We start from the raw sequence: 25,795 nt of genomic DNA, 5'->3' as shown, positions 1-25,795 counted from the left end.
GCGCCTTCGTGGCGCCGTTTTTTTTGGCCTCGAGTTTCAGGCCCGAAGCGGCAACGCCTCGAACTCCGGCGAACCAGGCATCTCCAGGATCAGTTGTCCGAACCGGCAGGCGCAAGGCGTCTTGCCGTTCGCGCTCCAGATCAGCGAGAAGTCGACACTCGGCAACGGCGGCAGTCCGTAGCGCCCATCGACGATCTTCATGCCCGGTTCCACCTCTTCGCGCGTGAGCACCGTCACCGCGAGCCCCGCCAGCACCGCCGCGCGAATGCCCTGCGTGCTGGCCGAGGTGAACACCACGTGCCAGTCGACCGATGCCAGGTCCAGCGCCGAACCGGCCACCTGACGGTTGACGCAGGGCTTCGGAAAGAAGGCCAGTGGCAGCGATGCACCCTTCGGTGCCTCGAAAGTTTCGGCCGCGGCCCAGACCAGTTGCGTGCGCCGCAAGCGCGTGCCTTCCACGCAATCGGGCGGCGACATCACCACCGCGAGATCAAGTTCGCCGGCGCGGATTGCCGCGCGCAGGTCGATGTGCATGCTCACGCAGACTTCCATTCGCACCGCCGGGAACCCGCGCGCGAACTGCGAAAGTAGAGGTGGCAACCGGTCGCCCATGAAGTTGTCCGGTACGCCGAAACGCACCACGCCCGAAATCGGCGACGGCTGAAAGCGCCGCGTCATCGCGTCGAGCGTGTCGAGGATCTGCTGTGCGTAGCGAAGAAAGTCTTCGCCGTCTTCGGTCACGGTAAGGCGGCGCGTCGTGCGATGCAGCAGCGGCCGGCCCACCTGCTCTTCGAGTTTGCGGATCTGGTGGCTGATGGCCGATTGGGTCAGGTTCAGGCGTTCCGCGGCGCGCGTGAAGCCGCCGGTTTCCTTCACGGCCACGAAGGCGCGCAACAGCGTGGGGTCGAAGTCCATGGGCTACCGATAAATGACGATTTCTAATGGATTCTAGGAAATTAAATCATTTCCATCATGAGAGGGGTTTCACCAGAATCGGCCGCTTCTCTTTCGAAAGCTGCTCGATGTCTCTCTCTCACGCCGGCAAGAACCGGATCGCCCTGTCCGCGGTCTGCCTCATTGCCTTGATGTTCGGCCTGGAAATTTCCAGCGTGCCGGTCATTCTTCCCACGCTCGAAAAATCACTGCATGGCGACTTCAGCGACATGCAGTGGATCATGAACGCCTACACCCTGGCCTGCACCACGGTATTGATGGCAGCCGGCACCGTGGCCGACCGCTATGGCCGCAAGCGCGTGCTGATCGTCGGCGTGGCGCTGTTCGGCCTGACCTCGCTGGTGTGCGGCATTGCGCAGAACGCGCCCGTGCTGATCGTCAGTCGCTTCCTGCAGGGCCTGGCCGGCGGCGCCATGCTGATCTGCCAGCTCGCGGTGCTGTCGCACCAGTTCCAGCAAGGCAAGGAGCGCAGCAAGGCCTTCGCCATCTGGGGCGTGGTGTTCGGCATGGGCCTGGGCTTCGGGCCGATCATCGGTGGCGCCATCGTGGCGTTGTCGAGCTGGCAATGGGTGTTCCTGGTCCACGTGCCGCTGGCCGTGGTGGCGCTGGCGCTCGTGCTGGGCAGCGTGGAAGAGTCGAGCGACCCCGATGCGAAACGGCTCGACCTGCCCGGCATCGTCACGCTGTCGCTGGCGGTGTTCGGCCTCACCTACTTCATCACGCAGGGGCCGGGCCTCGGCTTCACGAGCCCCGTGGCCATCGGCATCCTGGTTGCCACGGTGGCCAGCTTTGCCGTGTTCCTGTGGGTCGAGAAGATCAACCCGCATCCGATGTTCGACTTCTCGGTTTTTCGCATCCGCAATTTCTCGGGCTCGATCATCGGCTCCATCGGCATGAACTTCAGCTTCTGGCCGTTCATGATCTACCTGCCGATCTACTTCCAGAGCGGCCTGGGCTACGACGCCGTCACCGCCGGCTCGGCGTTGCTGGCCTACACGCTGCCGACCCTGGTGCTGCCGCCGCTGGCTGAGCGCCTGTCGTTGCGCTACCGGCCCGGCGTGGTCATTCCCGCCGGCCTGTTCGTGATCGGGCTGGGCTTCATCGCCATGCGCTACGGCAGCAGCCTGCCGCAGGCCAGCTGGCTCACGCTGTTGCCCGGCTGCCTGCTGGCCGGCATCGGGCTGGGCCTGACCAACACGCCCGTGACCAACACCACCACCGGCTCGGTGTCGAGCGCCCGCGCGGGCATGGCCTCGGGCATGGACATGAGCGCGCGGCTGATCACGCTGGCCGTGAACATCGCGCTGATGGGGTTCATCCTGCTCGAAGGCATTCACTCGCACCTGAAGAGCGCCCTGTCGGCATCGCTCGATGCGCAGCAGTTGCGCGCGCTGGCGGAGAAGATCGCGGCAGGCAGCTTTGCATCGCTCGGCGAAAGTTTTCCTGCGCTGTCGCAGGCCGACCCATCGGGCACAGCCGTTCATGGGGCACTGGTGCAGAGCTTCGGGTTGGTGATGCTCTATGGAGGCATCGGCGTGTGGGTGCTGGCTGGCATCAGCCTGCTGATTTTCGGCAGCGGCAAGCCGTCGGCGCAGGCCTCGTCGGGCTTGAAGGCCGAAGAGTCCGCGTGCTCCTGAAGCCAGGAGGCACGCGAGTGCCACAAGACGCTCAGGTGCTTTCGATCTGCGCCGCGCGCTTCCACGCTTCGGCGGCCTGCTCGGTGTCGTCGCGGGCCTCGGCCAATTGCGCCAGCGCGAGCCAGGCGCGCCGATAAAGGTCGGTGTCCTGCAGGCCCAGCCCGGCCTGCATCAGCAACTGCTGGGCCTTGCCCCACAGCTGGCGCTTCATGCAGGCCATGCCCGCGAGGTACTGCAGATTCGGGTCGCGCGGGTTGTTGCGTTGCGCGCTTTCGATGCGGGCCAGCCAATCGGCATCGACCGAATCGAGCCCGGCTTCGAGCGCACGCGCGAGCTTGACGCGCAGCGCATCGCCCAGGCCGCGCGGGTTCGCGACCATGCGCTCCCAGGCCGGCAGCAGCCAGCCGCGCGCCAACGCCAGGTCGCCACGCAACGCGACCATGCGTTGCGCCGCATGGATTGCGACTTCAGGCATGCCGCGTTCATTGGCATCGAGCTCGGACCATGCACGCAGCAGTTGCGCCGGATCGTGCGCGCCCGACAGCAGCTCGGTGGCAAGGCCGCGCACGATGCTCTGCGCCGCGGCTTCGGAGAAGGCGCGGTGCTTGGCCAGCAGGCGCGCGGTTTCCAGGGCCTCGACGGTGCGCCGGTCCTGGCGCGCTGCCTTCAGGCGCAGGCGCAAGGCCAGCGTGCGGCGCTGCGCGCCCTGCGGCAGTTCTTCGAGCCGTGCGAGCGCGGCGGCCGCATCGCGGTCTTCGAGTGCCCAGCGCGCGGCGCGTAGTTGCACGCCTTCGCGCGTCTCCGGGCTCGCCAGCACGGTGCGGTCGGTGCTTTCGTTCAGGGCCTGCTGCAGATGCGCATCGCGCGCCGGCTTGTCTTGCAGGGCCTGTGCGCTCTCGGCCGCCAGCAGGTGCGACAGCACGCGCACCTGTTGTGCCTGCGGCAGGTTGGCGCCGAGGGCCGCCAGCGTTTTTTCTTGCGTCAGCGCGGCCTGCGCGGCCTTGCGTGCACGCGAGAAGCGGCCCGCAATCAGTTGCACCATCGCGTCGAGCAACGCGGCATGCAACGTGCGCTCTTTCTGCTGGAGCCGCCATTGGCGCGCCTGCGTCGGCAGCGAGAACAGCGCGGCCAGCGCACGCAGCGCCGTGTGCAGCAGCACGAAGGCCACCAGCAGGATCACCAGCACGAGGTTCAACGAAAGGTCGACGCGCCACGGCGGCCAGAACACCGTGATCGTGCCCTGGTTGTTGCCCGCGAACAGGGCGACGGCCGCGGCGACGGCGAAGAGCGCAAGGAGCCAGATTGCAGCGCGCATGTGCGGGTCAGCGTCCTGCGGCGGCGGTCGCCAGGGCGGCCAGCGTGTCGTCGATGCGCGCGGGCTCGGTCGACCTCACCTGCTGCTGCAGTTGCTGCAGCAACGTGGCCGCCGCCTGCGTGCGCCGCGACGCGGGATCGAAATAGCGGTTCAGCGCGGCGGTCACCTGGGTCAGTTCGGTGCGCGTGGCATCGACCTGGCGCGACAGCAGCGACAGGCGCGCGTTCAGCAGCTTGAGCTTGAGGTTCTCGCGCAGGAAGTAGGACTGTTCGGGCGCCAGCAGCACGGCTTCGGGGCTCTGGATGCGGCCCACGCGAACCAGCGAACGGGCTTCCCCGCGCAGCGTGAGCAGCACGCGGCGCCACCAGGGCGCATCGGCGGGAATCGGTTCGGCCTGCCAGGCATTGAGCCCGGTGCCACGCACGGCCACCGCGTTGAGCGTCGGCAGGTCGTCCACGTTGCGCATCAGCTCGTCGAGCTTTTGCAATGCTTCTGCACCGTCGGTGCTGGCGCTGCTGCGCAGGCGATCGGCGTCGCGCTGCATGGCGCGCTGGAGCGGGGCGAGCCGCGGCTGGGCGGCACGCGCAATGCGCAGGTCGCCGGCCTTCAGCGCCGCGAGCAAGGGCTCGACACTGCCCGTGACCTGCGCCTGCTGCAAGGCAAGGCGCACGGCCGATTCGATGTCGACCACCAGGTTTTCATCGCGCGAACGCGAAAGGCTCTGGATCAGTTCTTCGAGCTGCGAACGCTGCAGCGCGACTTCGGCCACGCGGCTTTCGATCAGCGCCACGCGGGCCGCGGCATCACGCACAGTGTCGCTGGCCTGGCGTGCCAGCGTGCGCGCTTCCATCGATTGGGCGATGGCATCGGCGCTTTGCCGTGCCAGCTGTTCCTTCATGCCGCTGACCTTCTGCCACAGCGCGATGGTCGAGACCAGGGTGACCACCGTCACCACGGTCAGCAGGCCGAATCCGATGCGCGACAAAGTCACTGCGGCCGCGGCCTGCGCGGCGGGCGTCTGGTGCGGCGCCAGCGTGGCGGGCACCGGCGCGGCGGCAGCGGCGGAAGGGGGAGAAATGTCGTCGGGAGGGGACGACGGAGAGGCGGCGCTCATGCCAACGATTCTATCGACGCGATCAGCGCTTCCCGCAAAGGTGTGCATACACGCAACGCCCCGAAACCCGCGGCGCGCGCGGCTTCGCCGATGCGGGCATGGGTCACTACCGCGCTCGCACCATGCCAGTCGGCACCGGGCATCGCGCGCTGCAGATTGCCGATGGCTTCGGAGCTGCTGAAGAGCCAGATTGCGCGGCCTTCGGCGCCATCGACGACCAATCGGCGCGCCTCGTCGTCGAACGACGGCGGCAGCCGGCGGTAGGCCACCACGGTGTCGCGCAAGCCCGCGGCGGCATCGATTTCATTGGCGAGCCAATCGCGTCCGGTGGGCCGGCCCGCTTCGTCGCCGCCGCGCACGATCAGCACGCGCGTGCCATTCGACACCTGGGCCTGCACACGCTCCCACAGCGCCTCGGAGTCGAAGCGCGTGGCTTCGGGTGGCGGTGCGTCGATGGCTTCGGGCGGCACGCCGGCCCGCAACAGGGCGCGCGTGGTGCCGGGGCCGGTGGCCCAGAAGCGGCGGCCCGCCATCGCCTGCGTTGCCGCATCCGGTCCCTGGTGCAGGAAGAAATTCTCGACGGCCGTCGCGCTCACGAACATCAGCGCCGCATAGCTGGCGAGCCTGCGCCACGCCGTGTGCAGCGGTTCGACATCGTCCACCGGCGCAATCACGATCAGCGGCAGCGCAATGGCATCGATGCCGGCGGCGCGCAGTTCATCGACCCATTGCACCGCCTCGCGGGCCGGCCGCGTGACGATGACGGGGCGCGTGGTCATCGTATGACCACGGATTTCAGTGGGCGCCCGCGTCACGCAGCAAAGCGGCGGCGCGTGTGCCGAGCGCGTCGGCCTGGGCAAAGTCGCCGGCCGGGGCCAGCGCGTGGACCTTCACCAGCGGCGCGTTGCCTTCAGGGTCGCCCCATGCGGCATCGATGCGCAGCGCGCCATCGGCCTGCCAGCGCGCATGCGCCGCCAGCGGCATCGAGCAGCTGCCGCCCATTGCGCGGCTCACGGCGCGTTCGGCGGCCGTGGAGAGAAAGTCGCCACGGTGCGCCAGCGAGCCCAGCAGTTCGATCAGGTCGGCGCGGTCCGCGCGCACCTCGATGCCCAGCGCGCCCTGCCCCGCGGCGGGAAGCATGGTGTCGGGATCGAAGGCCACGCGGATGCGGCTTTCGAGGCCCAGCCGCTTGAGTCCGGCCGCGGCGAGCACGATCGCGTCGTACTGCCCTTCGTCGAGCTTGCGCAGGCGGGTGTCGAGGTTGCCGCGCAGCGGTTCGATGCGCACGTCGGGCCGCAGCGCGCGCAGCAGCACCACGCGGCGCAGGCTGGAAGTGCCGACCACCGCGCCCTGCGGCAGTTCGTCGAGCGAGGCATAGCGGGGCGACACCAGTGCATCGCGCGGGTCTTCGCGTTCCAGCACGCAGGCCAGGGCAAAGCCCTCGGGCAGGTCCATCGGCACGTCCTTGAGCGAATGCACCGCGATGTCGGCGCGCCCTTCTTCCAGTGCGAGCTCGAGTTCCTTGACGAACAGGCCCTTGCCGCCGACCTTGCTGAGCGAGCGGTCCAGGATCTGGTCGCCGGTGGTCGTGAGGCCCAGCAGGCTGACCGTGTGGCCCCGTTCTTGCAGAAGCCCCTGCACGTGTTCGGCTTGCCACAAGGCCAGGCGACTCTCGCGCGTGGCGATGACGATATTGCTCAAGACCGTTCCCAAAAAGTACATGTTTCCAGACCGCCGGAATGCTAGCATGTTGCGCCGCAGCAACGCAGGCGGCGCGTCCATTCAAGTCCCCAGGAACAACATCGAATGAAAGCCAGCAAGACACCTGCTCCCCCCAAGCGCCGCCAGGCCGAAGACCAGCCTCTGATCGACGACATCCGGCTGTTGGGCCGCATCCTCGGCGACGTGATCCGGGAACAGGAAGGAGACGAGACCTATGCGTTGGTGGAAAAGATCCGCACGCTTTCCGTGGCATTCCGGCGCGACGCCGACCAGGCGGCCGACCGCGCGCTGAAGAACCTGCTCAAGGGCCTGAGCGCGGCCGAAACGGTGCGCGTCATTCGCGCCTTCACCTACTTCAGCCACCTGGCCAACCTGGCGGAAGACCGCCACCAGATTCGCCGCCGCACCGAGGCCGAGCGCGAAGGCGTGCAGGCCGACGGCGACCTGCAGACCGCCCTGGCGCGCATCCGCAAGGCCGGCGTCAAGCCCGACGAAATCGTCGCCTCGCTGGCCCACAGCTACGTGTCGCCGGTGCTCACGGCACACCCGACCGAAGTGCAGCGCAAGAGCATCCTCGATGCCGAGCGCGCCATCGCGCTGCTGCTGACCGTGCGCGACGAAATCCGGCTGCGCCAGAACGCCTATGCCGGCGGCAAGGACGCGCTCTCGCCCATCGAGCTGGCCGACAACGAAACCCAGATGCGCACGCGCGTCACGCAGATCTGGCAGACGCGCCTGCTGCGCTTCTCCAAGCTCACCGTGGCCGACGAGATCGAGAACGCGCTGAGCTACTACGAAGCCACCTTCTTGCGCGAAATCCCGCGCGTCTATGCCGACCTCGAAAAGGCGTTGGTGCAGGGCGGCGTCACGCCATCGGTCGCGCCCTTCCTGCGCATGGGCCAGTGGATCGGCGGCGACCGCGACGGCAACCCCAACGTCACGGCCGAAACGCTCGAATACGCGCTGAGCCGCCAGTCCGAGCTGGCGCTGCGCCACTACCTCACCGAGGTGCACTACCTGGGCGGCGAACTGTCGCTCTCGGCCACGCTGGTCGATGTGTCTGTCGAAATGCAGGCACTGGCCGAGCGCTCGCCCGACACCAGCGAGCACCGCAAAGACGAGCCCTACCGCCGCGCCCTCACCGGCGTGTACGCGCGCCTTGCGGCCACGCTGCGCGAGCTCACCGGCGGCGAGGCCGCGCGCCACGCCGTCGCGCCGCAGAACCCGTATGCCAGCGCCGAAGAGTTTCTTGCAGACCTGCGCACGCTGGAAGAGTCGCTCGACGAAAAGCACGGCAGCGTGCTGGCCGCGCAGCGCCTGCGTCCGCTGATCCGCGCGGTGGAAGTGTTCGGCTTCCACCTGGCCACGGTCGACCTGCGCCAGAGCTCCGACAAGCACGAAGCCGTGATTGCCGAGCTGCTCGCCACCGCGCGCATCGAGCCTTCGTACGCTTCGCTGGCCGAAGAAGCCAAGCAGACGCTGCTGCTGAAGCTGCTCGACGACGCCCGCCCGCTGCGCGTGCCCGATGCCGACTACTCGCCGCTGACCCAGAGCGAGCTCGCGATCTTCGCGGCCGCCCGCGCCTCGCGCGCACGCTACGGCGCAGCCGCCATTCGCCACTACATCATCAGCCACACCGAAACGGTGAGCGACCTGCTCGAAGCGCTGCTGCTTCAAAAGGAAGTGGGCCTGCTGCGCGGCGCGATGGCCACCAACGCCGTGTGCGACCTCATCGTCGTGCCGCTGTTCGAAACCATCGAAGACCTGCGCAACGCCGCGCCCATCGTGCGCGCCTTCTATGCGCTGCCGAACATCCAGGCCCTGATCGAGCGCTCCGGCGCCGAGCAGGATGTGATGCTCGGCTACAGCGACAGCAACAAGGACGGCGGCATCTTCACCAGCAACTGGGAGCTGTACCGCGCCGGCATCGCGCTGGTGTCCCTGTTCGACGAGCTCAACAAGAAGAAGGCCAACCCGATTCGCCTGCGCATGTTCCACGGCCGCGGCGGCACGGTGGGACGCGGCGGCGGCCCGAGCTACCAGGCCATCCTGGCGCAGCCGCCGGGCACAGTGCGCGGCCAGATCCGCCTGACCGAGCAGGGTGAAGTCATCGGCTCCAAGTACGCCAACCGCGAGATCGGCCGGCGCAACCTCGAGACGCTGGTGGCCGCCACGCTCGAAGCCACGCTGCTGCCGCAAGGCAAGTCGGCACCCGCCACCTTTCTCTCGGCCGCAGGTGAACTGTCGAGCGCCAGCATGGCCGCGTACCGCAAGCTGGTGTACGAAACCCCCGGCTTCGGCGACTACTTCTTCGGCTCCACACCGATCCGCGAAATCGCCGAGCTCAACATCGGCTCGCGCCCCGCGTCGCGCAACCCCAGCCACAAGATCGACGACCTGCGCGCCGTGCCGTGGAGCTTCAGCTGGGGCCAGTGCCGGCTCACCATTCCGGGCTGGTTCGGCTTCGGCTCGGGCGTGGAGCAGTTCCTCGCCTCGGCCGGCAACGCCGCGGGCAAGAAGGAGCGCGTGGCGTTGCTGCAGCGCATGTATGCGCAGTGGCCGTTCTTTCGCACGCTGCTGTCGAACATGGACATGGTGCTGGCCAAGAGCGACCTCGCACTGGCCTCACGCTATGCCGAGCTGGTGACCGACCGCAAGCTGCGCCAGAAGGTGTTCTCGATGATCGATGCCGAATGGCACCGCACCTCGGATGCGCTTACGCTCATCACCGGTGCCAAGCAGCGGCTCGAAGGGAATGCCGAAATGCAGCGCTCGGTGCGCCACCGCTTCCCGTACATCGACCCGCTGCATCACCTGCAGGTCGAGCTCATGCGGCGCTACCGCGCGGGCGACGGCGGCGAGCGGCTGCAGCGCGGCATTCATATCTCGATCAACGGCGTCGCGGCCGGCCTGCGCAACACCGGCTGACGATTAGTCGCGCACTACCAAAGACAAAGGGCGCCTTGTGCGCCCTTTCCTACGTGAACAGTCGGCAAACAGGAACCTGTAAGGTCATTTAAAAGAGTACGGTCGGTACACGTTCACAGTTCTCGCAATCGCGCGGCAGCTCGAAGTCGTCAAACAGGAGCCCGTTGCAATGTCAGTCCCGCAGTCCCTTTCCCATTCGCAAGTCGATTTCGTCAGCAACGATTTCGAAGCCCTCGCTTCCCACATGCGTCACTGCGCGCGTGCCCACGGACGATGGTTCTCGGTGCGAAGCCACATGCAACGGGTGCGCGCACTCGCTGCGGGCCGCATCGTGACGATGGCCTGCATGGCCGTGGTCCTTGTCATCGGTCTCGTCGCGATCGCTTGAGCGCCGCAGCCGTCGTCGACCGCCTCCAGGGGCTCAGTCACTACGCCCGGACCCTTCTTCTGGGTCCTCATGACCCGGTAGCACTTCCGATCCGCGCCGAACTCTTCGGTGCCCAACGTTTCGAACAGCACGGCCACAGCCTGGCCCGTGCCCAGGTGGTGGAAGAAGACCACCGCCGCACGCGCGAAGGTGCGCCTTTTTTTCCGCGCGTCGACGAAAACCTCGAGTCGTTGCGCGCCGCCTTCGACTACATCGCGCTGATCTCGCTGAGCGGGCGCTATGTGTCGCCGGCCGCCGAATGGCTGCTCGACAACTTCCACCTGGTCGAGGCGCAGCTCCAGCAGATCCATGACGGCGTGCCGCGCAGCTACTACGCGCGCCTGCCGAAGCTCACCACGCCGCCGCTGGCGGGCCTGCCACGCGTGTACGGCATTGCGTGGGCCTATGTGGCGCACACCGACAGCGTGCTCAATGCAACGCTGTTCACCGCGTTCCTCAACGCATATCAAGACATCGACGAACTCACGCTCGGCGAGCTGTGGGCGCTGCCCACCACCCTGCGCGTGGTGCTGCTCGAAAACCTGCGCCGCGTGGCCGAGAGCATTGCCGAGAACAAGGTCGCGCGCGAAATCGCGCACGCCGCCTGGGACGCCGCGCCGCATCTCTCGACCCAAGACCTCGACGTGCTCTACCGCGCGCTGCAAAGCCATGGCCTGCAAGACAACTACCTCACGCAGCTGTGGCAGCGCCTGCCCGTCGAGCACGGCGAAGACATGCCCGCGCTGGTGCGCTGGACCGAGCAGCACTGCCCCAACGGCCCGGCGCTGATCGGCGACGCGCAGAACGCGCAGGCCGCCGCCAACCTCACGGTCGGCAACATCATCACCACCTTGCGCATGATCGGCCAGGTCGAGTGGAGCGACCTGATCGAGCCGGTGAGCCGCTCGCTGCGCGTGCTGCGCCAACTGCCGAGCTTTGCCAACGAGAGCGAACTCACGCGCCAGCAGATCACGCATGCCATGGAGCAGGTGGCACGCAGCACCGAGCGGCCCGAACGCGAAGTGGCGCAGGCCGTGGTGGCGCTGGCATCGAGCGCGCCGGCCGACGAAGCCGGTGCGGAAACCGACCGCGCCGATGGCACCGCCGGCTATTACCTCTTCGGCCAGGGCCGGTCCGCGCTGATCGCGTCGCTGCAGGCCGATGGCGTGCCGGACCGCGCCACGCACGCTGCAAAGGTACGGCCCGCGCGCGACCATCGCGGCTGGCGCCTGCCTGTTTATGTGGGCGCCGTGGTGCTCGGCACCGCGCTGCTGCTCGCAGCCGTGGTGCACGGCCTGCCGCATCGCGAAGACTGGACCACCGTCGTCGCGCTGATCCTTCTCGCATGGCCAATATCCGAAGCGCTGATTGCGCTGGCGCAACGCATCATGGCGGAGTCGGTGCGGGTGCTGGCCCTGCCACGCCTCGATTTTGCGAACGGCATTCCCGAGCGGCACCGCGCGCTCGTCGTCATTCCCACGCTGCTGGGTTCCACCGCGAACAACGCGCAACTCGCGCACCGGCTCGAACTGCACTGGCTGGCCAACCGCGAGGCGTACGCGCAGTTCGCGCTGCTGACCGACTGGGCCGACGCCCCGCAAGCGTCGATGCCCGACGACGCGCCCTTGCTTAACGACGCCCTGCAACGCATCGCCGCGCTCAACGCCAAGTACCCGCCCGCGGAAGGCGCCGCACCGCGTTTTCTGCTGCTGCACCGCCCGCGCAGCTGGAGCGACACCGAGCAGCGCTGGATGGGCTGGGAGCGCAAGCGCGGCAAGCTCGAAATGCTGGTGCGGCTGCTGGCCAGCAAGGATGCCGACGAAGAAGCCAGCGGCTTTCTTCCGCTCGCGCCGGGCCAGCAGATCGCACCCGGCCGCACGCCCTATGTGCTGACGCTCGACAGCGACACGGGCCTGCCGCCCGGCGCGCTGCGCGACCTCGTGTCCATTGCCGCGCATCCGCTGAACGCGCCCGAAGTCGATGCGCAAAGCCGGCGCGTGGTCGCGGGCTTCGGCATTCTCCAGCCGCGCATCGTCACGCCGTTCCCGATGCAGAACGAGCGCTCCTTCTTCCACTGGGTGTTCGCCGGGCAATGCGGGCTCGACCCCTATGGCAGCGGCGCGTCCGACATCTACCAGGACGTGTTCGGCAGCGGCTCCTTCACCGGCAAGGGCTTGCTGAACGTGCGCGCCGTGCACGCCACGCTCGACCAGCGGCTGCCCGACAGCGCCGTGCTGAGCCACGACCTGCTCGAAGGCACGGTCGCGCGCTGCGCCATGGTCAGCGACGTGGTGCTGGTCGAAGACCACCCGCACCATGCCGGCGTGGCCGCCTCGCGCGTGCACCGCTGGGTCCGCGGCGACTGGCAGCTGCTGCCGCTGATGTGGCGCGCGCGCCGCTTCGGCATCGACGCGCTGGGCCTCTGGAAAATGAGCGACAACCTGCGCCGCTCGCTGGTGGTGCCGGCTTCTTTCGCGCTGCTGGTGCTGGTGATCTTCACGCAGGCCATGCCGCTCGGCTGGGCGCTGGCCGCGGTGGGCGCGGCACTCACGCTCGGCCCGCTGCTGGGCGCGCTGGCCGGCCTGGTGCCGACGCGGCGCGCCATCGAGCTGCGCCACTTCTTCGACATCGGCGCTGTCGAACTGCTGCGCGCCATGGCCGGCGCGGCCTGGCAGTTCGTGCAACTGGCGGCGCAAACGCGCCTGCTGCTCGACGCGGCCTTCCTGGCCACCTGGCGGCTGCTCGTCAGCCGCAGGCACCTGCTGCAATGGACGACGGCGGACCAGGCCCAGGCGCAATCGAGCCAGCGGCTGAAGCCCTTCGTGCGCAGCGCGGCCCTGGCCAGCGCGGCCTGCCTGGTGCTTGCCGTGCTCGCCAACTGGAGCGCCTACCCGGTGCTCGGCCCGCTGCTCTTCGTGCTCTGGGCGCTGGCGCCCATCGCGGCCTGGTGGGGCAGCCGTGTCCACGAGCAAGCCGAAGACCCGCTTCAGCCCGCGCAGCGCAGCTACCTCGAAAAGCTGGCGCACGACACCTGGCGCTTCTTCGAGCACGTGGTCGGCCCGGAAGACAACCACCTGCCGCCCGACAACCTGCAGCTCGAGCCGCAGCCGACCATTGCGCACCGCACCTCGCCGACCAACATCGGCATGTACCTGCTGGCCACGTGCTGCGCGCGCGAGTTCGGCTGGATCGACACGGCAGCCTTGCTGGCGCGCATCACCGCCACGCTCGACACCGTCGATCGCATGCAGAAGCACCACGGCCACCTGTTCAACTGGTACGACACGCAAACGCTGAAGCCGCTGCCGCCCGACTATGTGTCCAGCGTGGACAGCGGCAACTTCGCGGGCCACCTCGTGGCCGTGGCGCAGGCTTGCCGCGCCTTCGCGGCGCAGGAAGGCTGCCAGAGCCATGAAGAGCCCGCGCTGGAAGCTCTGGCCCAGCGCTGCGACGCACTGCACGACGGCATGGATTTCAGCGGCCTCTACGACGCCAAGCGCCACCTGTTCCACATCGGCCTGCGCGTCGAAGAGAACGTGCTCGACGCCAGCTACTACGACCTGCTGGCCTCGGAGTCGCGGCTGCTGAGCTTCCTGGCAATTGCAAAAGGCGACGTGCCGCGCCGCCACTGGATGGCGCTGGGCCGGCCCTTCCTGCTGGTGGGCTTCCAGCCCAGCCTGAAGTCGTGGTCGGGCTCGATGTTCGAGTACCTCATGCCGGCGCTGGTCATGACGGAACCCACCGACGGACTGCTGCAGGTGGCCAATGCCGCGGCCATCGCCGAGCAGCAGGCGTTCGGCCGTGCGCAGAACATGCCTTGGGGCGTTTCCGAATCGGCTTACTTTGCGCAGGACCATTCGCTGGCCTACCAGTACTCGCCCTTCGGCGTGCCGCGCCTCGCGCTGCGGCGCACGCCACCCACCGACCGCGTGGTGGCGCCCTATGCCAGTGCAATGGCCGCGCCGTTCGCGCCCGAAGCCGCCGTCGTCAACCTCGAACGGCTCGAATCGCTCGGTGCACGCGGCGAGTTCGGCTTTCATGACGCCGTCGACTTCACCACTTCGCGCCAGGCCGAGGGCCAGGACTTCACCGTGGTGCGCAACTTCATGGCGCACCACCAGGGCATGTCGCTGGTGGCGCTGTGCAACGTGCTGTGCGCCGAGGCGCCGCGCCGCTGGTTCGGCAGTGCCGCGCTGGTGCAGGCGCACGAATCATTGCTGCACGAACGCACGCCGCGGCAGATCATCGGCAGTGCCGACCCGCGCACGCCGCCCGAGCCCAGCCAGGCCGAGCTGGCGCCACTGTTCCAGCCCCGCGTGGTCGACCCCATGGTGCCGGGCTTCCAGCCCACGCACCTGCTGTCGAACGGCCGCTACACGGTGGCACTGCGGGCCAACGGTGCGGGCGTGAGCCGCTGGCGTTCGTTCAACGTGACCCGTTGGCGCGACGATCCGCTGCGCGACAGCTACGGCACATTCTTCTACCTGCGTGACGAAGGGCAGAGCGAGCTCACCTCGCTCACCGCCCTGCCCGCGCCCGGCGCCGACTGGCAATACCGCACCCGCTTCCTGGCCGACCAGGTGCAGTTCGATGCAACCGGCCCCGGCCTGCAGGTGCGCACCACGGTGCTGATCAGCCCCGAGGACGACACCGAGCTGCGCAACATCACGCTGCACAACACCGGCGACGAAACGCGCACGCTCGAACTCATCTCGTACTTCGAGCCGGTGCTGTCGAACCCCAAGGCCGACGAGGCGCATCCGGCCTTTGCCAACCTGTTCGTCGAATCGCGCTGGGAGCCCGCGTGGCGCGCGCTGCTGCTGGCGCGCAAGCCGCGCCTGCATGGCGACCCGGTGGTGGCGGCCGTGCACTTCGTGGCCTCGGTCGATGCCAACGTGCTGTCGATCGACTGCATGACCGACCGGCGCGCCTTCATCGGCCGCAACCGCACGCTCGCCACGCCCGCGCTCGATGCGCAGCCCAAAGCCATCAACGGCACGCCGGTGAACGGCCTCGACCCCATCGCCTGCCTGCGCGTGCGCCTGTCGATTGCGCCGGGCACCACCGCGCGCCTGAGCTTTGCCACCGCCGCCGACGAAAGCATCGAAGCGCTGATGCCCAGCATCGACCGCTACCTGCAGCCCATGCACGTGGAGCGCGCCACCCGCATGGCCGCCACGCTGGCCCAGGTGCGGCTGCGCGACCTGAGCATCGCGCCCGCGCAGAACCTGGCGCTGCAAGACCTGACGACCATCCTCACCTACACCACGCCGCGCGTGATGAGCGACCGCGGGCTGATCGACCTGCGCCAGATCTGGCGCTTCGGCATTTCGGGCGACAAGCCCATCGTGCTGGTCTACATCCACTCGATGACCGGCATGGGCCTCGTCAACACGCTGCTGCGCGCGCAGCCGTGGTGGGGCTTCGGCGGCGTGGCCTGCGACCTGGTGGTGCTGAACAGCGAACCCAACTCGTACCTGATGCCGCTGCAGCGCGAAATAGAAACGCTGCGCTCGCGCGTCGCGCAGCAGACGCAGAACAGCTTTCCGCGCAACGACACAGCCGGCTTCTACCTTTTGCGCGACCAGGACGTGGTGCCTTCGGAAAAGGCCGCGCTGTCCAGCCTGGCGCGCGTGGTATTCACGGCCGACGGCCGCGCGCTCGAAGTGCAGGTGGCGGCGTTGCATGAAGCACGCAACCCGACGATTGCCGACGACAGCAGCGCGCCGGTGCAGCATCGCACGCCTTTGTTGTCTGCGCGGCCCGCGCAGCAGTCGGCCCGGCCCGCCACGGCACCGGCACCGGTGCAGGCCCCCACCGGCACCTTCGATGCCGACAGCGGCGAGTTCCGCTTCGAGGTCGGCCAGGACCGCCGCACGCCGCGCCCCTGGATCAACGTCATCGCCAACGCCGCCTTCGGCTTCCAGGTGTCCGAATGGGGCACCGGCTACACCTGGGCCGGCAACAGCCGCATGCACCAGGTCACGCCGTGGTCGAACGACCCGGTGCAAGACCCGGCTTTCGAGCACTATCTGCTGCAAGACGTGGCTTCGCGCGAGATGCTGCCGCTGACGCCCGCCGGCGGTGGTGGTGGTGGCGACGGCACCACCCGCCACCGCGTGCGGCACGGGCAGGGCTACACCATCTTCGAATGCCGGCAAGGGGCACTGGTGCTGGAAACCACCTTCTTCGCGGACCGCGACGAGGCCGTCAAGCTGGTGCACGTGCGCGTACGCAACGAAGGCGCCGGCCAGCGCCGCCTGCGCGCGCTCGGCATGGTCGAGTGGCAACTGGGCGCCGCGCGCGGCGAACGGCGCACCGTGCATTGCTGGAAGCCCGAAGACCAGCCGGCCGTGTTCGGCCAGCAGCGCGAATCGAGCGCGGGCTTCGGCGGCAGCGCGGCCTTTCTGCTGCTCGCCGGCTTGCAGGGCGCGACGACCGGGGCCACGCAATGGACCTGCGACCGCAGCGAATTCTTTGCCGGACGCGGCATCGTCGAAGTGCCCGACACGCTGGCGCGGCGCGCCGGCAGCGGGCTCGACGCCTGCGCGGCCATCGGCGGCGAATTCGTCGTCGCGGCCGGTGAGACCGCAAGCTTCAGCTTCGTGCTCGGCCATGCCAACACCGCCGACGCGGCGCTCGAACTCGCGCGCCGCTGGCGGCAGCGCGACGTGCCCGAGGCGCTGGCGCAGGTGCGCGGCTTCTGGGACGACCTGCTGGGCCGCCTGCAGGTGCGCACGCCCGACCCGCTGTTCGATGCGCTGGTCAACCGCTGGCTGGTGTACCAGACGCTGGCGTGCCGGCTCTGGTCGAAGGCCGGCTTCTACCAGGCCGGCGGCGCCTTCGGCTTTCGTGACCAGTTGCAGGACGCCATGGCCTTCGCGCTCACCGACCCGCCGCGCCTGCGCGAGCAGATCCTGGTGAACGCGGCGCGCCAGTTCCCCGAAGGCGACGTGCAGCACTGGTGGCACATGCCCGGCGGTGCCGGCGTGCGCACGCATTTCTCCGACGACCTGCTGTGGCTGCCCTACGCGTCGGCGCACTACGTCGAGGTGACAGGCGATGCATCGCTGCTCGACGAAATGGTCGGCTTCATCGAAGGCCCCGGCATTCCCGAGGGCGCCGAAGACGCTTACTACGCGCCGCAGAACAGCGGCCGCATGGCCACCGTGTTCGACCACGGCGCGCGCGCCATCGACCGCAGCCTGAAGACCGGCGTGCACGGTCTGCCGCTGATGGGCACCGGCGACTGGAACGACGGCATGAACCGTGTCGGCAACGAAGGCCGCGGCGAATCGGTGTGGCTGGCGTGGTTCCTGTGCAGCGTGGTCGAGCGCTTCGCGCCCATCGCGCAGGCGCGCGGCGAACACGAACGCGCCGCGCGCTGGACCGGGGCGCGCACCGGCTGGATCGCCGCGCTGCACGACGCCGGCTGGGACGGCGCCTGGTTCCGCCGCGCCTTCTTCGACAACGGCGCGCCGCTGGGCTCGTCGACCAACGACGAGTGCCGCATCGACCTGATCGCGCAGGCCTGGTCGGTGCTCTCGGGCGCTTCGGACGAGGCCCACACCGGCCCGGCCATGGCCGCCGTCAAGAAGCACCTGCACGACGAGCCGGCCGGCCTGCTGCGGCTGCTGGCACCGCCCTTCGCCAACTCGACCAACAACCCGGGCTACATCCAGGCCTACCCGCCGGGCGTGCGCGAGAACGGCGGCCAGTATTCGCACGGCGCCGTGTGGGCGCTGATGGCGCAGGCGCTGCAGGGCGACCACGACGCGGCCTGGCAAAGCTTCGAGGGCCTGAGCCCGGCCCACCGCGCGCAGCACCCCGAACGCGGCCCGGCGTACGAGCTGGAGCCCTACGTGATGGCGGGCGACGTCTACGGCGCCGCGCCCTACGTGGGCCGTGGTGGCTGGAGCTGGTACACCGGCTCGGCCGCGTGGCTGCACCGCGCCGCCATCGAGACGCTGCTGGGCCTGAACGTGAAGGGACGCCAGCTGTCGCTGACGCCGCACGTGCCCGCGCACTGGCCGGGCTTCGAGCTCGCGCTGCGGCTGGGCAAGCACAGCCTGGTGCTGCAGTGGGGCACCGTCGAGGGTGCGGCCGCGCCCACGCACCATCTGGCGGTGGGCGAATGGATCGACTGGCAGGCGTTGCCGGTGGATGCGGTGGTGCGGGTGGGTCCGTGAGTTAAGGTCCGGGGCCGCTTTCACCCGCGTTCCCCTTCGTGCTCCCCTTCGCGTTTTCATGACCAAAATCCAGTTCCGCCGCCGGCTCATCGTCATCATTCTTCTGTGCGTCGCAGTCGGTGGCGCCTTCCTGCGGCACTACGCGACACCGGGTTCGACCGCACGCGACATCGGCACGCTGCTGATGGTGCTGTGGGTGCCGATCATCGGCAACGTCATCGCCTGGCTCATCGGCAAGCGGCCGCGCAAGGCGCCGCCTGCCGAGCCGGCGAGCTTCGATGCGTTGGCCGCGTTCACGCCGCACCTGCTGGTCGAGCTCAAGTTCCGCAAGCCCGCGATCCCCTCGCAAGACCTGCCCATTGGCGCGGGCGAGTACCGCTGCGCGCTGGTGGTCGACAACGAAGGCTTTTCGGCGCGCTGGTTCGTGCCGCAGGGCCAGTTGCTCGAACGCGGACTGCCCCACGCGCTGGAAGTCGAATTTCTTTCCCCGGCCGTGGCCAGGCCGAAGTTTCCCCACGGCACGGAGTTTCGCGTGCTGATCGGCGACTCGTTCATCGCCGATGGCCGGGCACTGCAGTCGTACCCCGTCATCACCTAGCCAGCCTTGCGATGTCGCCCCTTGCAAGGGGCCTTGATGGCGATGGCCGCCACGGCGGCGGCGCAAGGCCACACCGGCACACGGCGGCACACCGCGGCAGCCCCAAAAGTGCCGATTGTTAGCCCCAGGGAAACTGACTACTGCTGGCCAGGCCCTTTGTCGCGAAGGCGTCAACTCGCACACTCCAATGCCCTTCACAAGCATTGGCGCGTGCGTCGCCGGTGCCTTCCAGGAAAGCATCTCCATGATGAATTCACCCAGCAGCAACCCCTGCGTCGACGACGTGGCCGCAGCGGCCACACCGGCTCCCGCCCATGCCACCCACACCACGCGCTCGGCGTGGCTTGCCGTCGGCTCCATCGCCGTCGGCACCTTCGCCATGGTCTCGACCGAGTTCATGCCCATCGGCCTCCTGACCGACATCGCGCGCGGGCTCAATGTGTCCGACGGCACGGCCGGTCTCATGATCACCATGCCCGGCGTGCTGGCCGCCTTTGCCGGCCCTGCGCTCATCGTCGCTTCGGGCCGGCTCGACCGGCGCACGGTGCTGATCACGCTCACCCTGCTGCTGATCGCGTCGAACCTGCTGGCCGCCTTTGCCCCCAACTTCGGCACCATGCTGGTCGCGCGGCTCATGCTCGGCCTGGCGGTCGGCGGCTTCTGGACCTTTGCACCGGCCGCGGCCACGCAACTGGTGCCGCATGCCTCGCAGGCGCGTGCCATGTCGCTGGTGCTGGCGGGCGTGTCGGCCGCCACCGTGCTCGGCGTGCCGGCGGGGTCGCTGCTCGGCACCCTGTTCGGCTGGCGCGCTTCGTTCGCGGTGACCGGCGCACTCGCCACGGTCGTGCTGCTGGTGCAGCTGTGGCTGCTGCCCGCGATTCCGCCGCTGCGCGCCATCGGTGCGCGCGACCTGCTCACGCCGCTCACGCGCCGCATGGCGCAGGTCGGCCTGCTCGCCGTGCTGTTCTTCATCGCCGGCCACTTCGCGGCCTACACCTACCTGAAGCCGCTGCTGCAGCAGGTGTTCGGCCTGCAGGCCAACGCGGTCTCGACGCTGCTGCTGGTCTATGGCGCGGTCGGCTTCATCGGCACCTTCCTCGGCGGCAGCCTGGTGGCGCGCAGCGTGCGGGGCACCACCCTGCTGGCGGCGCTGATGCTCGCGACGGCACTGCTGCTGTCCACGGTGATCGGCACCGGCTGGGTGGCCGGCGCCATCGTGGTGGTGATCTGGGGCATCGCGTTCGGCCTCATCCCGGTGGCGCTCACCGGCTGGATGATGGAAGCCGTGCCCGATGCACCGGAAGCCGGCCAGGCCCTGCTGGTGACCGGCTTCCAGGTGGCGATTGCCTCCGGCGCGCTGATCGGCGGCGTGACGGTCGACGGCTACGGCATCTCCAGCGCGATGGTGCTCAGCGGCGTGCTGGTGCTGATTGCCGCGCTGATCGTCGGCACGCTGGGCCGCGCACGCGGCGGTGCGCCGCTGGCTGCAATTCCGGAGTAACGGAGTAACTCGGCCGCCGGGCACCGCCCGTTCCCTCGGTCTTTTCTCTCCCCTCAGTGGCGGCCGGTTTTCCCGGCCGCCACGAGCGCATCGAGCACCACGCGCAACGCCTTGTTGACGGGCTTGTCCCGCCGGATCACAAGCGCCAGCGTGCGGTGCATGCGGGGGTTCAGCCGGCTGGTCTTCAGCTCGGGGTGCGCACCGCGCCCCACCATCGACATCGCGGGCACGATGCCGTAGCCCAGCCCCGCGGCAACCATCTCCTTCATGGCCTCGACGCTGCCCAGCTCCATCACGGGCTGCGGCTGCAAGCCTTCGGCGGCAAACCAGCGGTCGACCAGCTTGCGCGTGTTGGCCGCGGGCTCGAACAGCACCAGCGGCAGCGCCGCAAGGTCCGCCGGCGCCACGCGCGCCTTCAACGGCGCGAGGTCGTGGCGGCCGATGGCGACGAAGGCGTCGTCGAGCACCGGCATCACCGTCAGTGAGCGCCCCGCCGCCGGCAGCGTGACCAGCGCGAGGTCGATGCTGTTCTCTTCCACCTTGCGCACATGGTCGTCGGTGTTGCCCGTGCTCACCACGATGCTCAGCGCCGGAAACTGCGCGCGCAAGGCCCGCAGCACGCCGGGCAGGAAGTACAGGCAGGCCGTCGCGCCCGTGCCCAGCCGCACGCGGCCCGTGATGCCGCTCGCATGGTCGGCCAGTGCGTCGATGGCGTTGTCCACCGCGCTCTCGATGTGGTGCGCGTGGCGCAGCAGCTCCATGCCTGCGGGCGTGGCCCTGGCACGCTTGCCGACCCGCTCGACCAGCCGCACGCCGAGCCGCCGCTCCAGCTGGCGGATCTGCAGGCTCACCGCGGGTTGCGACACGCCGAGCCGGTCGGCCGCGGCCGAGAAGCTGCCAGTTTCGATCACCAGCCCGAAGGACTTGAGCTGGTCGAGGTTGAGTGTCTTTTCCAAGGTATTCCTTATGCTTTGCATAGGCAGGCGAAGCTTCACTTATCGATGGCGGCTCGTCAAGATCGGGGCATGTCATCGCAATCCCTTGCCGCCCACGCCACCAACGCTGCCGTCACTGCAGCAGCAGCCACCGTTGAAATCGTCGATGCCGAGCCGCATCACATGCCCGCGGTGCAGGCCATCTACAGCCACTACGTGCTGCACGACCTGTGCTCCTTCGAAGAAGAAGTGCCATCGGTCGGGCAGATGCAATCGCGCCTTGCCGATACGCTGCGGCACGGCCTGCCCTACCTCGTCGCGCTGAAGAACGACGAGGTGGCCGGCTACGCCTATGCCGGCGCCTACCGCGCCCGCTCCGCCTACCGCCACACGGTGGAAGACTCGATCTACGTCGCGCAGGGCATGCACGGCCACGGCATCGGCAAGGCGCTGCTCGCCGAGGTGATCCGGCGCTGTACCGACAGCGGCTTCACGCAGATGGTGGCGGTGGTCGGCAACAGTGCCAACGCCGGTTCGCAGCGGCTGCACGAAAGCCTGGGCTTCGCGCACGTGGGCGTGCTGCGCAACGTCGGCTTCAAGTTCGGGCAGTGGGTCGACACCGTGCTGATGCAGCGCCCGCTGCGCTGAGCCCCGGCATGTCGTCGAACGACACCACCACCGCCCCCGCGCGCGGGTGGCTTGCGCTGCTGTGCGCGAGCCGCCTGCTGCAGGCCATGATCGTCACGGCCTACTCCGGCGTGCTGCCTTTCATGATGGCCGACTGGGGCATGACCGCCGCCCAGGCCGGCTCGATCCAGAGCGCATGGCACGTCGGCTACATGACCTCGCTGTTCGCCGTGGGCCTGCTGGCCGACCGCTACGGCCCGCACCGCATCTTCGTCGGCGGCAGCATGGTCAGCGCGATGGCCGCGCTGGCCTTCGCGCTGTTCGCGCACGACCACCGCTCCGCGATGCTGCTCTACGGCCTGGCCGGCCTGTGCGCCGGCGCGTCGTACACGCCGGGCCTGCAACTGCTGGCGCGCAACACCGAGCCCGCGGTGCGCGGCCGTGCGATGGGGCTCTTCATCGGTGCATCGTCGATGGGCTATGCGCTGTCGCTCGCGGTGGTCGCGGCCTTCAGCCATGCGCAGCACTGGCGGCACGGCCTGCTGGTGGCGGCCGGCTGCACCGTGGCCGGCGCATTGCTGACGGTGCAGGCGCTGCGGCGGATGCGCCCGCCGCAGCGCGCCACATCGCCAACTGGTGAAGGCACCTGGCACGCACTCGTTGCCACGGTGCGCGACAAGCCGGCGATGGCCGGCAACTGGGCCTACGCCTTCCATTGCTGGGAGCTGATGGCGCTGTGGGCATGGCTGCCCGCCTACCTGGTGGCCTCGTCGGGTGGCACGGCCGCCTGGCAAGGCGCGGGCATTGCCCTGGCGGCCTTCGCGCACCTGGTGAGCGTGTTCGGCAGCGTCGCGGGCGGCGCCGCATCCGACCGGCTGGGCCGTGCGCGGGTCATGATGATCGCGACCGTCGCCAGCCTCTGCATGTCTTTCGCGTTCGGCTGGATGTGGACATGGCCGCTGTGGTTGCTGGCCGCGGCCGCCGCCATCTACAACCTGCTGGCGATCGCCGACTCGTCGGTCTATTCGACCGCGCTGGCCGACGTGGTCGCGCCGCACCGGCTGGGCGTGGCGTACTCGGTGCGCTCGGTGATGGGCTTCGGCGCGGGCGCGCTCAGCCCGTGGGTGTTCGGCCTGGCGCTGGACTGGGGGCAGACGCACTTCGGCATCGGCAGCACGCACGGCTGGGTGGCCGCGTGGAGCTCGGTCGGGCTCGGCGCGCTGCTGGGGCCGTGGATGATCGCGCGCTTCGCGAAGCTGGAGCACGAGCGGCACTCACAAAGACAATGCTCACAAACGTAAGCAAATAACGATATTTAACAATCAATTTCGCCCAACGGCTTGCATATCACCAGAGAGATCTGCATGGGCACGGAGATTGCGTCTTCGTCGCCGCTTCGCGTGGCCTCGGCTTCGTGCTTTTTTCCGTTGACTGTCGAATGAGTTGGACGACGTTGCGGCCATGCAAGGCACGCCTATCCACATAAGACACAGGGAAAAATCGATGGTCCATCGACTGCGCTATCTGCTGCTCGCCTTGAGCGTGTCAGCGAGCCTCGCCGGCTGCGGCGGCTCCTCTTCGGGAAATGGCCTCCTGGGCATTTCGCCTCCACCCAGCAGCACGCCGACGAGCGACGGCCCCGTCGGTGGCACATTGACTCCGTTCGTCCCCGAGACGCCTCCGGCCGCACCCCCCGTCACGGCACCACCCGAAACCTTGGCACCCCCACCGGTTTTTTCCCCGGTGACACGGTTCGCCAAGCAAGTGCCTCCCGTTCAAGACAGTCCCGCCTACGTTTCGGAAGCGGCCGACTACGACCTGGGGTCGGCCATCGTGAGCACCGCTGACGTGAAGCCCTTCGTCTTCCTGGCCCGGCTGCACGGCGGCCTCTGGTATCCGGGCAGGCCGCTGCGCCCGTCCGATGCGCTGCCGGCCAGGTACCCCGTCATCGTCTTCCTGCACGGCCAGCATTCTTCCGGCGTTCCCAACTACCAGGGATACGACTACCTGGCCGATGACCTTGCCGCACACGGCTACGTCGTGCTGTCCATAGACGCAAACGACATCAACGCGGCCAGGTGCGCAAGTTGCAGCAGTGGCGGCGACTACACCTCGCAGTCTCGCGGCCAACTCGTGCTTGCCACGCTGGACAAGCTCAAGAAGATCAACGACGGAACCCAGACCACGAATGGCATTTCATTGAGATCCCTCGTGGGCAGGATCGACTTCGACCGGGTCGGCATCATGGGGCACTCGCGAGGCGGCCAGGGCATCAACGATGCCATCCAGCTCAATGACCTGCGTCTTGGCGTCACCCTCCAGCAGTTGCGTGCCGCCACGAAAGAGCTGCAGAACGAACGAGACGTCTGGGCCAGCAATGTATGGTTCTCGGCGACGGGCGCAGCTCGCACGACGGGCACCAAGCAGGCTTTCCTCGCGACGCTGAACGCATTGACTTCCGCCCTGTCGACTACAGGCATTTCCGATGCCGATCTTTCCGCGGCCCTCGACAGCAACAACATCGCGCTGGCCGCGAGCGCTGCAACGGGGCCGAATGCTCCGCCGAAATATGTCTTCAAGGCCGCGCTGTCTCTCGCTCCGACCGACGGCCGCAACTTTCAGAAGATCGCCAACGTGCCTTTCGCGGCAATGGTGCCCTCCTGTGACGGCGATGTCCGCAACCTGAACGGCGTCAACGTGTTCGACCACAACCGCTTCAACAAGGATGCCGCCGACACGGCGCCCCGCTTTCAGGTCGTGGTGCGCGGCGCCAACCACAACTACTTCAATTCCCAATGGACCGGCGACGACTATTCAGCCAATGCGGCCGACTATTGCTATCTGAGTTCCATGACAAAGAGCGGCTTGCGGCTCGCCCCCGCGGATCAGGCGGCCGTGGGATTGTTCGTGATCGACAGTTTCATGCGCAACTTCGTCGGTGGCGAGACCGCGTTCGCGCCCTACTGGAACGGCTCGGCTCCGCTGCCTGCACAAGCTTGCCCCGGGGGCAAGGCACCCTGCGACAGCCGGGTGGCGCTGTCGGTCCAGACCAACGGCCAGACGAACGGCGTCAACAACCACAAGCTGATTGCACCGTTCGACGACACGTATCGCCTCAACCAGCCCTACGACAGTGCAAGCACATACCTGCACGCCGGTGACCCGCTCGACCTGATCGACACATCGGCCTTCGCAGGCAGTGTCTACACCTGCGCAACCGACTTTGCGCTTCCAGGCGGACGCATCCCGACCTGCACGCCCTCCTTGCCAGCCGACGCGTTCTTCAGGTCTGCGGTCAGCACCTATGTCGGCGGCCTGATTTCGGTGCCGAACCAGTTGCTCCTCGGCCTGACACGGCCCGACATGCCATTGACGTTCACGCTGAAAGAGCCTGTGCCCGGCGCCCCGGCCCCCGCCGTCAGCGAGGATGCGCTGTCGACCTCCGGCTACGACACGCTGAGCTTTCGCATCGCAATGATTCGTCCGGCACAGCCAACGGAAACCTTGCTCGCACGCCAGGAAGCGACCGTCACGCTGACAGACAACAACGGCGTGAGCTCCCCCGCGATCAAGGTCAGCGACTTCTCGGATGCGCTCGACAGCAGCATGCAGTTCGCCGTTCCGGCCGGCACTCGCGCGGCCGAATTGCTGAACATGGTCGCGATTCCGCTCGCGGCGTTCAAGCCCGACCCGGCAACCGCCAGTGCCTTCGATCCCGCGCGCCTCAAGACGATGACGCTGAGGTTCGCCAACTCACCGAACGACGGCACCAAGGTTGCACTGACGGACGTTCAATTGCAGATCCTGGGGCGCGCACAGCCCTGACGACGACGCATGGGGCACAGCCC

The 25,795-nt window shown here is 68.3% G+C and carries 15 protein-coding genes; 9 read left to right on the top strand and 6 right to left on the bottom strand.

The window, feature by feature from the left end; all coding sequences use genetic code 11:
• Window positions 1-36: 36 nt before the first annotated feature.
• Window positions 37-915: a LysR family transcriptional regulator gene (locus tag DBV14_RS12105; protein WP_124459434.1), complete on the bottom strand. Its 879-nt coding sequence runs from the start codon at window positions 913-915 to the stop codon at window positions 37-39.
• A gap of 107 nt (window positions 916-1,022) precedes the next feature.
• Between DBV14_RS12105 and DBV14_RS12100 the strand changes: the two genes are divergently transcribed.
• A complete protein-coding gene (locus DBV14_RS12100; protein WP_124459433.1) occupies window positions 1,023-2,591 on the top strand; it encodes an MFS transporter in 1,569 nt (522 codons plus the stop codon).
• A gap of 31 nt (window positions 2,592-2,622) precedes the next feature.
• On the opposite strand, the gene DBV14_RS12095 is transcribed toward DBV14_RS12100, so the two are convergent.
• From DBV14_RS12095 to hemC, 4 genes are read right to left on the bottom strand one after another with little or no spacing between them, the layout of a single operon-like run.
• Window positions 2,623-3,906: a heme biosynthesis protein HemY gene (locus tag DBV14_RS12095; protein ID WP_124459432.1), complete on the bottom strand. Its 1,284-nt coding sequence runs from the start codon at window positions 3,904-3,906 to the stop codon at window positions 2,623-2,625.
• Window positions 3,907-3,913: 7 nt separating this feature from the next.
• Entirely contained in the window at window positions 3,914-5,020 is a 1,107-nt protein-coding gene (locus tag DBV14_RS12090) for a uroporphyrinogen-III C-methyltransferase (protein WP_124459431.1), read from the bottom strand.
• Window positions 5,017-5,799, bottom strand: coding sequence for a uroporphyrinogen-III synthase (locus DBV14_RS12085; protein ID WP_124459430.1), 783 nt, complete (start codon window positions 5,797-5,799; stop codon window positions 5,017-5,019). Before DBV14_RS12085 ends, DBV14_RS12090 begins: the two co-directional genes overlap by 4 nt.
• 16 nt (window positions 5,800-5,815) lie before the next feature.
• Entirely contained in the window at window positions 5,816-6,742 is a 927-nt protein-coding gene (gene hemC / locus DBV14_RS12080) for a hydroxymethylbilane synthase (protein WP_124459429.1), read from the bottom strand.
• 84 nt (window positions 6,743-6,826) lie between these two features.
• Here hemC and ppc point away from each other — a divergent pair, with 84 nt between their 5' ends.
• From ppc to DBV14_RS12055, 5 genes are all read left to right on the top strand, one after another.
• Window positions 6,827-9,670, top strand: a complete 2,844-nt coding sequence (ppc, locus tag DBV14_RS12075; RefSeq protein ID WP_124459428.1) for a phosphoenolpyruvate carboxylase — start codon at window positions 6,827-6,829, stop codon at window positions 9,668-9,670.
• A 169-nt stretch (window positions 9,671-9,839) separates the two neighbouring features.
• Window positions 9,840-10,058 (top strand): hypothetical protein, encoded by a 219-nt coding sequence (locus DBV14_RS12070; protein ID WP_124459427.1) that lies wholly within the window; start codon window positions 9,840-9,842, stop codon window positions 10,056-10,058.
• Window positions 10,055-18,286 carry a glucoamylase family protein gene (locus tag DBV14_RS12065; protein WP_124459426.1) on the top strand — a complete coding sequence of 2,744 codons (8,232 nt, stop codon included), beginning with the start codon at window positions 10,055-10,057 and terminating at the stop codon, window positions 18,284-18,286. The genes DBV14_RS12070 and DBV14_RS12065 overlap by 4 nt, the downstream gene beginning before the upstream one ends.
• A 58-nt stretch (window positions 18,287-18,344) precedes the next feature.
• A complete protein-coding gene (locus tag DBV14_RS12060) occupies window positions 18,345-18,884 on the top strand; it encodes a hypothetical protein (protein ID WP_124459425.1) in 540 nt (179 codons plus the stop codon).
• A 244-nt stretch (window positions 18,885-19,128) separates the two neighbouring features.
• Window positions 19,129-20,385, top strand: a complete 1,257-nt coding sequence (locus DBV14_RS12055) for an MFS transporter (protein ID WP_124459424.1) — start codon at window positions 19,129-19,131, stop codon at window positions 20,383-20,385.
• Window positions 20,386-20,438: 53 nt separating this feature from the next.
• On the opposite strand, the gene DBV14_RS12050 is transcribed toward DBV14_RS12055, so the two are convergent.
• Window positions 20,439-21,362 carry a LysR family transcriptional regulator gene (locus DBV14_RS12050; protein WP_124459423.1) on the bottom strand — a complete coding sequence of 308 codons (924 nt, stop codon included), beginning with the start codon at window positions 21,360-21,362 and terminating at the stop codon, window positions 20,439-20,441.
• Between the two features lie 48 nt (window positions 21,363-21,410).
• On the opposite strand from DBV14_RS12050, the gene DBV14_RS12045 reads away from it, so the two are divergent.
• From DBV14_RS12045 to DBV14_RS12035, 3 genes are all read left to right on the top strand, one after another.
• A complete protein-coding gene (locus DBV14_RS12045) occupies window positions 21,411-21,968 on the top strand; it encodes a GNAT family N-acetyltransferase (protein WP_260397002.1) in 558 nt (185 codons plus the stop codon).
• An 8-nt stretch (window positions 21,969-21,976) separates the two neighbouring features.
• A complete protein-coding gene (locus DBV14_RS12040; protein ID WP_124459421.1) occupies window positions 21,977-23,248 on the top strand; it encodes an MFS transporter in 1,272 nt (423 codons plus the stop codon).
• Window positions 23,249-23,450: 202 nt separating this feature from the next.
• The gene (locus DBV14_RS12035) at window positions 23,451-25,772 is read left to right on the top strand and encodes a hypothetical protein (RefSeq protein ID WP_260397001.1); all 2,322 of its coding nucleotides are present in this window, start codon (window positions 23,451-23,453) and stop codon (window positions 25,770-25,772) included.
• The last annotated feature ends 23 nt before the right edge of the window (window positions 25,773-25,795 follow it).

This window comes from Variovorax sp. KBW07 (assembly GCF_003852515.1).
Lineage (GTDB): Bacteria > Pseudomonadota > Gammaproteobacteria > Burkholderiales > Burkholderiaceae_C > Variovorax.
Note: the sequence above shows the minus strand (reverse complement) of the source record. Positions and strands in the feature narration are given on the sequence as shown.

What these genes read in the sequence shown, in the direction of transcription:
- DBV14_RS12090 (WP_124459431.1), bottom strand. Translation starts at nt 5,020, where the DNA reads ATGAGCGCCGCCTCTCCGTCGTCCCCTCCCGACGACATTTCTCCCCCT.
- DBV14_RS12070 (WP_124459427.1), top strand. Translation starts at nt 9,840, where the DNA reads ATGTCAGTCCCGCAGTCCCTTTCCCATTCGCAAGTCGATTTCGTCAGC.
- DBV14_RS12085 (WP_124459430.1), bottom strand. Translation starts at nt 5,799, where the DNA reads ATGACCACGCGCCCCGTCATCGTCACGCGGCCGGCCCGCGAGGCGGTG.
- DBV14_RS12045 (WP_260397002.1), top strand. Translation starts at nt 21,411, where the DNA reads ATGTCATCGCAATCCCTTGCCGCCCACGCCACCAACGCTGCCGTCACT.
- DBV14_RS12055 (WP_124459424.1), top strand. Translation starts at nt 19,129, where the DNA reads ATGATGAATTCACCCAGCAGCAACCCCTGCGTCGACGACGTGGCCGCA.
- DBV14_RS12035 (WP_260397001.1), top strand. Translation starts at nt 23,451, where the DNA reads ATGGTCCATCGACTGCGCTATCTGCTGCTCGCCTTGAGCGTGTCAGCG.
- DBV14_RS12100 (WP_124459433.1), top strand. Translation starts at nt 1,023, where the DNA reads ATGTCTCTCTCTCACGCCGGCAAGAACCGGATCGCCCTGTCCGCGGTC.
- DBV14_RS12060 (WP_124459425.1), top strand. Translation starts at nt 18,345, where the DNA reads ATGACCAAAATCCAGTTCCGCCGCCGGCTCATCGTCATCATTCTTCTG.
- DBV14_RS12050 (WP_124459423.1), bottom strand. Translation starts at nt 21,362, where the DNA reads ATGCAAAGCATAAGGAATACCTTGGAAAAGACACTCAACCTCGACCAG.
- DBV14_RS12040 (WP_124459421.1), top strand. Translation starts at nt 21,977, where the DNA reads ATGTCGTCGAACGACACCACCACCGCCCCCGCGCGCGGGTGGCTTGCG.
- DBV14_RS12095 (WP_124459432.1), bottom strand. Translation starts at nt 3,906, where the DNA reads ATGCGCGCTGCAATCTGGCTCCTTGCGCTCTTCGCCGTCGCCGCGGCC.
- hemC (WP_124459429.1), bottom strand. Translation starts at nt 6,742, where the DNA reads ATGTACTTTTTGGGAACGGTCTTGAGCAATATCGTCATCGCCACGCGC.
- DBV14_RS12105 (WP_124459434.1), bottom strand. Translation starts at nt 915, where the DNA reads ATGGACTTCGACCCCACGCTGTTGCGCGCCTTCGTGGCCGTGAAGGAA.
- ppc (WP_124459428.1), top strand. Translation starts at nt 6,827, where the DNA reads ATGAAAGCCAGCAAGACACCTGCTCCCCCCAAGCGCCGCCAGGCCGAA.